Origin of the sequence: Caulobacter sp. (assembly GCF_035254145.1) — a bacterium.
Lineage (GTDB): Bacteria > Pseudomonadota > Alphaproteobacteria > Caulobacterales > Caulobacteraceae > Caulobacter.
On the sequence record NZ_DATFAV010000225.1, the window covers coordinates 1 to 11842 of the forward strand.

General features: G+C 69.8%; 12 protein-coding genes and 1 pseudogene. 8 read left to right on the plus strand and 5 right to left on the minus strand.

Annotation, left to right across the window (positions count from 1 at the left end; genetic code table 11):
* From VJ655_RS14040 to VJ655_RS14050, 3 genes are all read left to right on the plus strand, one after another.
* On the plus strand, positions 1-1316 hold a 1316-nt coding region (locus tag VJ655_RS14040), incomplete at its 5' end, for a TldD/PmbA family protein (protein WP_324112075.1).
* On the plus strand, positions 1313-2092 hold the full coding sequence (locus VJ655_RS14045; RefSeq protein WP_324112076.1) for a 3'(2'),5'-bisphosphate nucleotidase CysQ: 780 nt from the start codon (positions 1313-1315) through the stop codon (positions 2090-2092). The genes VJ655_RS14040 and VJ655_RS14045, both read left to right, overlap by 4 nt.
* A 21-nt stretch (positions 2093-2113) precedes the next feature.
* Positions 2114-2347 carry a DUF4170 domain-containing protein gene (locus tag VJ655_RS14050; RefSeq protein ID WP_324112078.1) on the plus strand — a complete coding sequence of 78 codons (234 nt, stop codon included), beginning with the start codon at positions 2114-2116 and terminating at the stop codon, positions 2345-2347.
* Here VJ655_RS14050 and VJ655_RS14055 read toward each other — a convergent pair.
* Both VJ655_RS14055 and VJ655_RS14060 read right to left on the minus strand, forming a co-directional pair.
* Positions 2334-2465, minus strand: a pseudogene (locus VJ655_RS14055) (hypothetical protein); the annotation flags it as partial. The gene VJ655_RS14050 and the pseudogene VJ655_RS14055 sit on opposite strands and share 14 nt — an antisense overlap.
* A 4-nt stretch (positions 2466-2469) precedes the next feature.
* Positions 2470-3135 (minus strand): tyrosine-protein phosphatase, encoded by a 666-nt coding sequence (locus VJ655_RS14060; RefSeq protein WP_324112079.1) that lies wholly within the window; start codon positions 3133-3135, stop codon positions 2470-2472.
* Positions 3136-3279: 144 nt separating this feature from the next.
* On the opposite strand from VJ655_RS14060, the gene VJ655_RS14065 reads away from it, so the two are divergent.
* From VJ655_RS14065 to lpxK, 5 genes are read left to right on the plus strand one after another with little or no spacing between them, the layout of a single operon-like run.
* Positions 3280-5073 (plus strand): ABC transporter ATP-binding protein, encoded by a 1794-nt coding sequence (locus VJ655_RS14065; protein ID WP_324112081.1) that lies wholly within the window; start codon positions 3280-3282, stop codon positions 5071-5073.
* Entirely contained in the window at positions 5070-5771 is a 702-nt protein-coding gene (locus VJ655_RS14070) for a lysophospholipid acyltransferase family protein (protein WP_324112083.1), read from the plus strand. Before VJ655_RS14065 ends, VJ655_RS14070 begins: the two co-directional genes overlap by 4 nt.
* 30 nt (positions 5772-5801) lie before the next feature.
* Positions 5802-6800, plus strand: a complete 999-nt coding sequence (locus VJ655_RS14075) for a cation diffusion facilitator family transporter (RefSeq protein ID WP_324112085.1) — start codon at positions 5802-5804, stop codon at positions 6798-6800.
* The gene (locus VJ655_RS14080; protein WP_324112093.1) at positions 6770-8047 is read left to right on the plus strand and encodes a 3-deoxy-D-manno-octulosonic acid transferase; all 1278 of its coding nucleotides are present in this window, start codon (positions 6770-6772) and stop codon (positions 8045-8047) included. Before VJ655_RS14075 ends, VJ655_RS14080 begins: the two co-directional genes overlap by 31 nt.
* Positions 8044-9051: a tetraacyldisaccharide 4'-kinase gene (lpxK, locus tag VJ655_RS14085; protein WP_324112087.1), complete on the plus strand. Its 1008-nt coding sequence runs from the start codon at positions 8044-8046 to the stop codon at positions 9049-9051. Before VJ655_RS14080 ends, lpxK begins: the two co-directional genes overlap by 4 nt.
* 132 nt (positions 9052-9183) lie before the next feature.
* On the opposite strand, the gene VJ655_RS14090 is transcribed toward lpxK, so the two are convergent.
* The 3 genes from VJ655_RS14090 to VJ655_RS14100 all read right to left on the minus strand — a co-directional run.
* Positions 9184-10470 carry an amidohydrolase family protein gene (locus VJ655_RS14090; protein ID WP_324112089.1) on the minus strand — a complete coding sequence of 429 codons (1287 nt, stop codon included), beginning with the start codon at positions 10468-10470 and terminating at the stop codon, positions 9184-9186.
* A 7-nt stretch (positions 10471-10477) separates the two neighbouring features.
* Positions 10478-11560: a phosphotransferase family protein gene (locus tag VJ655_RS14095; protein WP_324112090.1), complete on the minus strand. Its 1083-nt coding sequence runs from the start codon at positions 11558-11560 to the stop codon at positions 10478-10480.
* Positions 11561-11659: 99 nt separating this feature from the next.
* The coding region (locus VJ655_RS14100) for a phosphoribosylglycinamide synthetase C domain-containing protein (RefSeq protein ID WP_324112092.1) at positions 11660-11842 on the minus strand (183 nt) is incomplete at its 5' end.

Below are 11842 nucleotides of genomic sequence, written 5' to 3' on the forward strand. Positions count from 1 at the left end.
TGCATGACGTGGTCGCCGCCGCGCGCAAGGCCGGGGCCGACGCGGCCGAGGCTGTCTTCGCCGAGCGTCAGTCGCTCTCCGTCAGCGTCCGCCTGGGCGAACTGGAAGAGGTCGAGCGCGAGGAGGCCCGCGACCTGGGCCTGCGCGTCTTCATCGGCCAGCGCAGCGCCACGGTTTCCGGCTCCGACATCTCGGCCGAGGCCCGCGGCAAGCTGATCGAGCGCGCCGTGGCCATGGCCCGTCTGGCGCCGGAAGATCCCTACGCCAGCCTGCCGCCCCAGGATCGCCTGGCCCGCGCGCCCTATCCCGAACTCGACCTGATCGATCCCTACGAGCCCTCGGCCGAGGCCCTTGAGACCCAGGCCCGCATGGCCGAGGACGCCGCCCGCGCGGTCAAGGGCGTGACCAATTCCGACGGCGGTTCGGCCACCTGGTCGTCGTCCCGCTGGGCGCTGGCGACCAGCGACGGCTTCCACGCCAGCCACGCCGCCACCGGCCACTCGGTCTCGGCCTCGGCCATCGCCGGCGAGGGCGCGGGCATGGAGCGGGGGGGCGAGGGCCGCTCGACCCGTCACTTCGGCGACCTGCCCGCGGCCGGCGACATCGGCATGGAGGCCGGCCGCCAGGCGGTGATGCGCCTCAACCCGCGCAAGATCGGCTCGACCACCGCCCCGGTGATCTTCGAGAACCGCCTGGCCATGAGCCTGATCGGCCCGCTGCTGGGCGCGATCTCGGGTCCCTCGATCGCCCGCGGCACCTCGTTCCTGAAGGACAGGCTAGGCCAGCCGGTCTTCGCCCGCGGCGTCAACCTGCTGGAGGATCCGCACCGGGTGCGGGGCCTCGGCTCGGCGCCGTTCGACGACGAGGGCGTGGCGACGCAGGCGCGCGCCCTGATCGACGACGGCGTGCTGACCACCTGGCTCCTGAACACCGCCTCGGCCAAGCAGCTGAGCCTCGTCACCACGGGCCACGCCTCGCGGGGTCTGGCCGGCCCCTCCGGCGTCTCGACCCACAACCTGACGCTCCAGCCCGGCGAGAAGGACCTTGAGGGCCTGATGAAGGACGCCGGGAGCGGCCTCGTCGTCACCTCGATGTTCGGCCCGTCGCTGAACGGTAACAACGGCGACTGGTCGGTCGGCTGCTCGGGCTACTGGTTCGAGAACGGCGAGAGCACCGGCCCCGTCACCGAGATCACCGTGGCCGGCAACCTGATCGACATCTACGCCCGCATCGTCCCCGGCTCGGACCTGGAGCTGCGCGGGGCCAGCAACAGTCCGTCCCTGCTGGTCGACGCCCTGGCCATCGCGGGCAAATGAACGACCTGGATCTGATCCTCGAAGCCGCCAGGGAGGCGGGAGAGCTGGCGCTCTCGGCCCGCGAGGCCGGCCTGAAGATCTGGTCCAAGGCCGGTGGCTCGCCGGTCACCGACGCCGACCTCGCCGTCGACACCCTGCTGAAGAACGAACTGAAGGCGGCGCGGCCCGACTATGGCTGGCTGTCGGAGGAGACCGCCGACGATCCGTCGCGGCTGACCACCCAGCGCCAGTTCGTGGTCGATCCGATCGACGGCACCGTGGCCTTCATGAAGAACAAGCCGTGGTTCGCGGTCTCGATCGCCGTGGTCGAGAACGGCCTGCCGGTCGCCGGGGTCGTGCACGCCCCGGCCCTGAACGAGACCTACGCCGCCACGCTCGAAGGCCCGGCGACCCTGAACGGCGCCGTCATCGCGCCCAGCCTCACCGACCAGCTGTTCGGGGCGGCCATGCTGGGCGACGCCAAGATGTTCGCCCACCCGGCCTGGCGCGAGCCCTGGCCTGAGATGCGGATCGAGAGCCGCAACTCGATCGCCTACCGAATGTGCCTGGTGGCGTCCGGCGCGTTCGACGCCGCCGTGGCCCTGTCGCCCAAGAGCGAGTGGGACCTGGCCGCCGCCGACCTGATCGTCCGCCGGGCCGGGGCCGCTGTCAGCGACCACAAGGGCCGCGATTTCGCCTATAATCGCCCCGTTCCGCAGGTTCCGAGCCTGGTTTGCGCCAATCAGGCGCTTGCGCCATTGATCCTGTCACGCGTCGGGCATATCGAACTGCCGTAAACACACTCCCTCGCAGGAACATTGCTCAAAATGGCTGATAAGCAGCTGCTCCATATCGTCGTCGGCGGTGAACTGAAGGACGTCGCCGGAACCGAATTCCGCGATCTGTCGCAGGTCGAGTTCGTCGGCGCCTATCCGAACTATGACGAGGCCCACAAGGCCTGGAAGGCCAAGGCCCAGGCGACCGTGGACAACGCCCACGCCCGCTACTTCATCATCCACGCCCACAAGCTGTTGGACCCGAGCGTGGACTGACGAAGATCCTCCCCCTAGCGGGGGAGGTGTCGGCGAAGCCGACGGAGGGGGAAGAAGCCGGATCGCCCGCACTTCCCCCTCCGGCCTTCGGCCGCCTCCCCACGGGGGGAGGATTTTGCGCATCATTCTCTTCTTAGGATCCTATCCACCAGCACCTTCCCCAGCATGCTCGCCCGGAAGGTTTTCTTCATCTCGACCGGATCGTAGTCGTCGCTCTCGACCCAGTCGCTGAAGGTCAGCCCCTTGGGCTCGCCCCGCTCCAGATACTGCTCGAACACGTAGTCCAGGACGCCGGTGTTGCCATGCTTGATGTGCAGGTAGCGCGGCCCCAACTGCTTCATCGCCTCGCGGATCGGCTGGCCGAGGCGATAGTGGGCGTAGAAGACGCTCATGATCCCCGCCCGGTCCGCGCCCGATTTGCAGTGCATCAGGGCCGGATATTCGATCGTCTCGAACAGCGCCTTGGCCCCTCGCACCCGCTCGCGGATGGGGACCTCGCGCGAGGTGATGGTGAAGTCGACGAAGTTCAGCCCCAGTCGCTGGCAGGCGTCCTTTTCCAGCGCGTAGAAACTGCCGTCGAAGCCTCCGCGCAGGTTCACGATCGTCTTGATCCCCTGCTTCTTCCACCACGCCAGCTGGAACGGCCAGGGCTGGTTGGCGCGGACCATCTCCGGGCTGACCCAGTGGGCGTTGGAAAAGCCCAGACGCAGATAGGCGTGGTCGTTCCACAGATAGTGGAGATAGGTCTTGAACCGGCCCCAGGGCGTGGTGAGGTCGAACTTGGCCAAGCGGCGACGATCCTTGCGAAGTGCGCGGTCTAAGTAGGGGCAAGCGACCGGAAAGGCAAAACTGGCCCTGATAGCGTCGCTTTTCCGAGTGAGTGCGTCCGCCAAGTCATTGACAGCCCCGCCTCGAAATCCGACCCCTCGCCCATGACCGTCCAGGACACCCCGGAGCTTTCGAACCGCATCTTGGCCGCGCGGATCTGGCGCGAGTACCTGAAGCCGCGTCGGAACCGGCTGGCGACCGCCCTGTTGTGCGCGACCATCGTGGCCGGGCTGAGCGCCGCGTTGGCCTATGTCCTAAAGCCCGCCGTCGATCATCTGATTTCCGACCCACAGCCTGGCGCGCTGTGGCGGATTCCGTTGCTGATCGCGGTCATCGCCATCGCCCGGGGGGTGTTCCAGGTTCTGCAGACCACTTCGATCAACCGCATCGGCAACGGCGTCGTCGGCGACATGCAACTGCGGTTGTTCGGCAAGCTGATGCGCTCGGACCTGGCCCGTCTGCGCGGCGCTCACTCGGGTTCCTACGTCTCGTCGATGCTCTACGACGCGACCCTGATCCGCGAGGCGGCCACCAGCGGCGTGGTCAACTACACCCGGGAATTCCTGACCGTCGTCGGAACGCTCGTGGTCATGTTCCGGCTGGACTGGGCGCTGGCCTCCGGCGTCCTGATCATCGGCCCCGTCGCCAGCCTGTTCATCCGGCGCTTCTCGAAGAAGACGACCAAGGCCGCCAAGGGCGCCATGGGCGAGACCTCCAATCTCTCGACCGCGATCATGGAGAGCCTGGACGGGGTCAAGATCGTCAAGATGGAGAACCGCGAGGCCTACGAGGAGGCTCGCGTCGCCGCCGTGATCGACCGTCGGCAGCGTCACCTGATCAAGGGCTCGAACGCCAAGGCCATGGCCGCCCCCGCCACGGAGACCTTCGGCGCCCTGATCACCGCCGGCGTTCTGGCCTATGCGGGCTGGCGGGCCACGATGGGCCAGATGAGCGCCGGGGATTTCTCGGCCTTCCTGGCGGCGCTGGCGATGGCTCTGCAGTCTCTGCGACAGGTCGCCAATCTGCAGACAGTGTTCAGCGAGGGCTTCACCGGCGCCCGCCGCCTGTTCGCGGCGCTGGACGTCGAGCCGAGGATCGTCGATCCCGCCGATGTCCGGCCGTTGCCCGCCGGCGACGGCGTGGTGGCCCTCAGCCATGTCACCTTCTCGTACGGCGCCGACATCCCGGCCCTGTCGGACGTCTCGCTGGAAGCGCGCCGGGGCGAGACCGTGGCCCTGGTCGGTCCCTCGGGCGGCGGCAAGAGCTCGATCCTCAACCTGATCCCGCGCTTCTACGACGTGAACGGCGGGGCGGTGACCATCGACGGCCACGACGTGCGCGCGGTGACCCTGGCCTCCCTGCGCGAGCGCATCGCCCTGGTCACCCAGGAGCCGTTCCTGTTCGACGACACCGTCCGCGCCAACATCGCCTACGCCCGCCCCGGCGCCAGCCAGCTGGAAATCGAGGCCGCCGCTCGCCAGGCGGCCGCGCACGACTTCATCCTGGAGCTGCCCGAAGGCTACGACACTGGCGTCGGCGAGGCCGGCGCCCGGCTGTCGGGCGGCCAGCGCCAGCGCATCGCCATCGCCCGCGCCTTCCTCAAGAACGCGCCGATCCTGCTGCTCGACGAGGCCACCAGCGCCCTCGACACCGAGAGCGAGGCCCAGGTCCAGGCGGCTCTGGAGCGGCTGATGGCCGGCCGCACCACGATCCTGATCGCCCACCGTCTGTCGACCGTGAAGAACGCTGATCGCATCTACGTCATCGACAGAGGCCGCGTCGTCGAAACCGGCGCGCACGCCGAACTGGTCCAGGCCGGCGGCCTCTATGCGCGCCTGGCCAAGGCCCAGGATCTGGATCACACCCCGGACGCGCGGCCGTTGGAAGGTGACGCTTGAGGCCGCTTCGCTCGCCGTTCGTGATCTGGCTCTTGTCCTCGATCTTCGCCGGCTATTCCAAGTTCGTGTTCCGCACCCTGCGCATGACCGTCGAGGGCGCCGAGCAGGCTGAGGCGGTGTGGGCCCAGGGTCGCGAGACCGGCGTCGGGGCGATCCTGTGCTTCTGGCACTCGCGCATCCCGATGTCGCCGCTGAGCTGGCCACAGGACCTGTCGCGCCGCCAGGACATGCGCGCCCTGATCTCGCGCTCGAACGACGGCGAGTTCATCGCCCGTACGGTCGAGAAGCTGGGCTTTCCGTCGATCCGCGGCTCCTCGGCCAAGAAGACCGACCTCGCCAAGAACAAGCATGGCGAGCAGGCCTTCCGGGACATGGTCAAGTGGGTCAAGGACGGCGGCGGGATCGCCATCACCCCCGACGGCCCGCGCGGCCCGGCCGAGCACATGGAGAAGGGCACGCCCTCCCTGGCTCGCGTCACCGGCGCGCCGGTGATCTTCGTCGGCCTGGCCGCCAAGCCCTGCATCCGCCTGGGTTCGTGGGACGCCACGATGATCCCGCTGCCCTTCGCCAAGGCCGCCATGGTCTGGGACGGACCGACCGGCGCGGGACGGGGCGATGATCCTGAGCAGCTGGTCGAAAGCTGGGCCGCGCGGCTCTCGGCGGTCACCCGCCGCGCCGAAGCCCTGGTCGAAGATTGATCCGGCTCATGCTTGGTGGGATGTAGGGCCATGGCTCACGATCACCCCGAACACGCGCACGACCACGATCATGACCATGGCCACGACCATGGCCACGACCATCACCACGATCATGGGCACGCGCACGGACACCACGGCCACAGCCACGCGCCCAAGGACTTCGGCCGCGCCTTCGCGATCGGCACGGCGCTGAACCTGGGGTTCGTGATCGTCGAGGCCGGCGCTGGGCTCGTCACCCGCTCCCTGGCCCTGCTGGCCGACGCCGGCCACAACCTGTCCGACGTGCTGGGTCTCCTGATGGCCTGGGGCGCGGTCGTCCTGGCCAAGCGGGCCCCCAGCGCCCACCGGACCTACGGCCTGCGCAAGGGCACCATCCTGGCCTCTCTGGCCAACGCCGCCCTGCTGCTGGTCGCCGTCGGCGCCATCGCCTGGGAAGCCGTCCGCCGCTTCGCCGCGCCGGAGCCGATCCAGACGGGTCCGGTGATGATCGTGGCCGCCATCGGCATCGCCATCAACACGGCCACGGCCCTGATGTTCATGAAGGGCTCGAAGGAGGACCTCAACGTCCGGGGCGCCTTCCTGCACATGGCGGCCGACGCGGCGGTCTCGGCCGGCGTGGTGATCGCCGCCCTGGTCATGACCTTCACCGGCTGGTTGTGGCTCGACCCGGTGGTCAGCCTGGCCATCGTCGCCGTCATCGTGCTGGGCACCTGGGGCCTGCTGCGCGACTCGCTGGACCTGGCCCTGGACGCCACGCCGCGCGGCATCGATACCGGCAAGGTCCGCGACTGGCTGGTCGCCCGTCCCGGCGTCTCCGAAGTCCATGACCTTCACATCTGGGCGATGAGCACGACGGAGAACGCCCTGACGGCCCACGTCGTCCGTCCCCTGGACGCCGACCACGACCAGTTCCTGCACGACGCCTGCGCCGAGCTGGCCAGCAAGTTCAACATCGGCCACGTGACCATCCAGGTCGAAAGCAGCCAAGGGGCTCACGCCTGCCGCCTGGCCCCCGCCAACGTGGTCTAGGGGTGACCCTGTCGCTGGGCCTCTACCGGGCCGCTACTGGCCTGCTCGAACCGATCGCGCCCGCGCTGCTGGCCGGCCGGGCCCGCAAGGGCAAGGAGGACCCCGCGCGCCTGGCCGAACGTCTGGGACGAAGCGAGGCGGCTCGGCCCGCCGGCCCGCTGGTCTGGCTGCATGGCGCCAGCGTCGGCGAGAGCCTGTCGATCCTGCCGCTGGTCGAGCGACTGCGCGCCGAGCGCCCCGAGGTCGCGATCCTGGTCACGTCCGGCACCACGACCTCGGCCGCCCTTCTGGCCAGACGCCTGCCGCCGGGCGCGATCCACCAGTACATCCCCGTCGACGCCCCGGGCGCGGCGCGCCGCTTCCTCGCCCGCTGGAAGCCCGACCTCGCCGTCTTCGTCGAGAGCGAACTGTGGCCCAACCTCCTGCTGGAGGCCAAGGCGGCGGGCGCGCGTCTGGCCCTTGTCTCGGCCAAGCTGTCGGACCGCAGCTTCGCCCGCTGGGAAAAGCGCCCTGGGGCCGCCCGCCAGCTGCTGTCGGGCTTCGACCTGATCCTGGCCCAGGACGCCCGCGCTCACGCGCGCTTCGAGGCCCTGGGTGGGCGAGTGGCCGGCGAGGCGGACCTGAAGTTCGGCGCGGAACCCCTGCCGGTGGACGCGCCGGCGCTGGAAGTTGAGCGCGCCCGCTTTCCCCGCCCGCCCCTGCTGATCGCCAGCACCCATCCGGGCGAGGACGAGATCGTCCTGGACGCGCTCGCCGCCTTGCCGAGCCATCGGCCGGTAGTGCTGGCCCCGCGCCATGTCGAGCGCGGTCCGGCGATCGTCGCCCTGGCGCGGGCGCGCGGCCGGACCGCCGTCCTTCGCAGCCAGGCGCCGGGCGAGAGCGCCGACGTCGTCGTCGCCGACACCCTGGGCGAGATGGGCCTATGGTTCCGGCTGGCCGAAACCGCCGTCATCGCCGGCAGCCTGGTCCCCGACATCGGCGGCCACAATCCGCTGGAGGCCGCGCGGCTGGACTGCCCGGCGATCAGCGGCCCGTTCGTCGAGAACTGGGCCTCGGCCTTCGCCGGCCTCGAAGCAGCCGGCGGCGTCGTCATGACGACGCCCCAAGGCCTGAGCGCGGCCCTGGCCGCCGACCTGACCGATCCCGTCGCCGCTCGCGAACGCGCCGCCCGCGCTCGCAGCTTCGTCGACGCCCGCGACGCCGAGGCCCGCGCCGGCCTCTCCCGCATTCTCGAGCTGGTCCCATGAAACTCGGCACGCCCCGCTGGTGGTATGTGAGGAACGGCGGCCCCGCCCCCCTGACCCGCGCCCTGCTGACGCCCATCTCGTGGCTCTGGGCCGCCGCGACCGCGCGGCGGATCGCCCGGACGATCCCGACCGAGGTCGGCGCGCCGGTGATCTGCGTCGGCAACATCACCATGGGCGGGGCGGGCAAGACCCCGATCGTCCGAGAACTGCTGCTGACCCTGAACCGTCGCGGCGTCGCGGCCCACGGCCTGTCGCGCGGCTACGGCGGCAAGCTGAAAGGGCCGGTGCGGGTCGACCCCGCCCGCCACACGGCCGCCGACGTCGGCGACGAGCCGCTGATGCTGGCCCAGGACTTTCCGATGTGGGTGGCCCGCGACCGCGCCGCCGGAGCCATCGCCGCCTCGGCCGCCGGGGCGGGCGCGGTCGTCATGGACGACGGCCACCAGAACCCCAGCGTCCGCAAGGCGCTCTCGCTCGTCGTGGTGGACGGCGAGACGCGGGGCGGCGAATGGCCGTTCGGCGACGGCCGGGTCTTTCCCGCCGGCCCGATGCGCGAGCCGCTTGAGGTGGGCCTCGCCCGCGCCGACGCGGTGATCGTTCTGCTGCCGGTCGACGTCGAGCAGCCCGACTTCGACCTCCTGGTCACCTTCGGCGACCGCCCGGTGCTGGTCGCGCGGCTGGAATCGGCCGCGCCCGTGCCGACGGGACCGCAAGTCGGCTTCGCCGGCGTCGGCAAGCCCTGGAAGGTCGAGAAGGCCCTGACCGCCGCCGGCTGCCAGCTGGTCGACTTCGCGCCCTTCCCCGACCATGGCGCCTACAGCGAGGCGACGCTGAACATGCTGGCCGACCGGGCCAAGGTCTATGATGCGGGCCTGGTCACCACCGAAAAGGACTGGGTGAGGCTGCCGCCCAAGTGGCGCGAGAAGGTGACGCCCTGGCCCGTGCGGGCTCGCTTCGACGACGAGGCGGCGCTGGAAGAACTGCTGGCCAAGGCGGGGCTCTAAAAAAATCCTCCCCCCGAGGGGGAGGAGGCCGAAGGCCCGGAGGGGGAGGTCCTGGTGAGCCGGCCTCTTCCCCCTCCGTCGACTACGTCGACACCTCCCCCGTTAGGGGGAGGATTTGGGCGTCGCCGCCCCTTACTTGTAGACCACCCCGCCCTTGATCACGGACGTCACCCGCCGAAGCTCGGTCACGTCCTTCAGCGGGTCGCCCTTCACCGCGATCAGGTCGGCGGCCTTGCCGGGCGCCAGGCTTCCGATCTCGCTGGCCAGAGAGAAGTGGTCGGCGGCGTTGACCGTCGCGGTCTGGATCGCCTCCAGCGGAGAGAGTCCCGCCTTGACCAGCAGGGCGAACTCACCGGCGTTGTCGCCGTGGGCCGAGACGCCGGTGTCGGTGCCGAACGCGATCTTGACCCCACCCTCGTGAGCGCGGCGGGCCATGGCCAGCATCTTCGGACCGGCGTCCAACGCCTTGGCGGTCTGGGCGGGGGTCAGGAAGTTGTTCGGACCCGAGGCGACCCGATAGACGAAGTCGCCGGCCATCAGCGTCGGCACCAGATAGGCGCCGTTCTTCTTGAACAGGGCGATGCTCTCGGCGTCGAGATAGGTGCCGTGCTCGATCGAGTCGCCGCCGGCCCGCAGGAAGCTGTTGATGCCATCGACGCCGTGGGCGTGGGCGGTGACCTTGCGGCCCATCTTGTGGGCGGCGTCGACGATCGCCTTCAGCTCGTCGTCCGAGAACTGTTGGGAGAGGCCCGCGGCGGTGTTGGAGAGCACGCCCCCCGTCGCGGTGATCTTGATGATGTCGGCGCCGTGCCAGACTTGCTCGCGGGTGGCGCGACGGCAGTCGTCGGCGCCCGAGCAGACCGAGGTCGGCCTCAGCACGTGCATGACCTCGTCGGAGAAGCCGTTGACGTCGCCGTGGCCGCCGTGGATCGACACGGCCGAGCCGGCGGCGATGATCCGGGGACCGACAACGTCGCCGCGCTTGATCCCCTCGCGCAGGGCGAAGATCGCCTGGTTCTCGGCGCCCAGATCGGCCACCGTGGTGAAGCCGGCCAGCAGGGTCTTGCGCGCGAACCCAGCCCCAACCATCGCCTCGTCGGCCGACGACCGGGTCACGGCCTGCAGGCGGGAGTTGGGGTTCTGCTCGTGGGTCAGGTGGACGTGGCTATCGATCAGGCCCGGCAGGACGAAGCTGTCCTTCAGGTCGACGATCTTGCCGCCCCGCTCGGCGACGTAGCCGTCAACAATGCGGGCGACCTTGCCGTTTTCGAGCACCAGCGTCTTGGCCGTCTCGACCTTGCCGGTCGCCGGGTCGGCCAGCAGCTTGCCGGCCTGGACGAAGACGGTTTCAGCGCACGCGGCGCCGCTGATCGCCCCGGCGATCGCCAGGGCGCAGACGCCCGCCAGATACTTCCGCATATAGCCCCTAAGCCCCCGCCTTCTGCGCGAAGGCCCAGGCTCCCTTGGCCAGGACCGGCACGCGCGCCTCCATCAGCTGCGCATGGGCGCTGGCGGCGGTGCCGTCGCGGACGCGGCCGACGATGCCCTGGCAGATGCCGGCCAGTCTGAAGAGGTTGTAGCTGAAATACCAGTCCAGCTCGGGCAGGCCGTCGCGGCCGGTGGCCTTGCAGTAGCGCGCCACCGCCTGGGGAATGGTCGGGATTCCGTACGCTTCCAGGTCCTTGATCTCGGCCAGGCCCCCGCGCTGGTCGGACGGCATCACCCAGTTCATCAGGAAGTAGCTGAAGTCGGCGAGCGGATTGCCCAGTGTCGACAGTTCCCAGTCCAGCACGGCGATCACGCGGGGCTCGGTGGGATGCAGGATCATGTTGTCGAGGCGATAGTCACCGTGGACGATCGAGGTCTGGTCGTCGGCCGGGACGGTCTTGGCCAGCCAGTCGATCAGCCGGTCCATCTCCAGGATCGTCGTGGTCTCCGAGGCCTTGTACTGCTTGGTCCAGCGGTCGATCTGGCGGGCGAAGTAGTTGCCGGGCTTGCCGTAGTCGGAGAGGCCCACGGCCGCGTAGTCGACATTATGCAGAGCCGCCAGGGTGTCGATCTGCGCCTCGTAGATCGCGCGGCGCTCGGCCGGCTGATAGTCGGGCAGGGTTCCGTCCCACAGGATCCGGCCCTCGACGTTCTCCATCACGTAGAAGATCGTGCCGATGACATCCTCGTCCATGCACAGGGCGTAGGCCTTGGCGACGGGGAAGTGGGCCTTGTTCAGGCCCGAGATCACCTTGAACTCGCGATCGACGGCGTGGGCGCTGGGCAGCAGCTTGCCCGGCGGCTTGCGGCGCAGGACGTATTTCCGCCCCGGCGTGACCAGTTGGTAGGTCGGGTTCGACTGGCCGCCCTTGAACTGGCGCACCTCCAGCGGCCCGGCGTAGCCTTCGACATTGGCCACCAGCCACGCGGCCAGCTTGGCCTCGTCGATCGCGTGGCGCGGATCGACCGGCTTGGTGCCCGAGTTCAGGTCCTGGGCGGACTGTTCGGCGGCTGCGGCCATGACGCTTCTCCCCAACGCTTGTTTGAATGGGGAGTTTAGAGGGTGGAGCGCGGGTGGCAATACCAAACGCCCCCTCCCCCATCAGGGGGAGGATCCTCGTTATTTAGAGAGCGCCCGCCAGCCGATGTCGCGGCGGTAGAAGCCGCCTTCGAGACTGATCGTCCCCAGGGCCGCATAGGCGACGTCGCGGGCCTCGTGCAGGGTCGGTCCCAGGGCGCAGACGTTCAGCACCCGGCCGCCCGAGGCCCGCAGCCGGCCCTCGGCGTCGCGGGTCGTGCCGGC

Coding starts and splice junctions, on each gene's coding strand:
- VJ655_RS14075 (WP_324112085.1), top strand. CDS start 5,802: ATGGCTCACGATCACCCCGAACACGCGCACGACCACGATCATGACCAT.
- VJ655_RS14045 (WP_324112076.1), top strand. CDS start 1,313: ATGAACGACCTGGATCTGATCCTCGAAGCCGCCAGGGAGGCGGGAGAG.
- VJ655_RS14090 (WP_324112089.1), bottom strand. CDS start 10,470: ATGCGGAAGTATCTGGCGGGCGTCTGCGCCCTGGCGATCGCCGGGGCG.
- VJ655_RS14095 (WP_324112090.1), bottom strand. CDS start 11,560: ATGGCCGCAGCCGCCGAACAGTCCGCCCAGGACCTGAACTCGGGCACC.
- lpxK (WP_324112087.1), top strand. CDS start 8,044: ATGAAACTCGGCACGCCCCGCTGGTGGTATGTGAGGAACGGCGGCCCC.
- VJ655_RS14065 (WP_324112081.1), top strand. CDS start 3,280: ATGACCGTCCAGGACACCCCGGAGCTTTCGAACCGCATCTTGGCCGCG.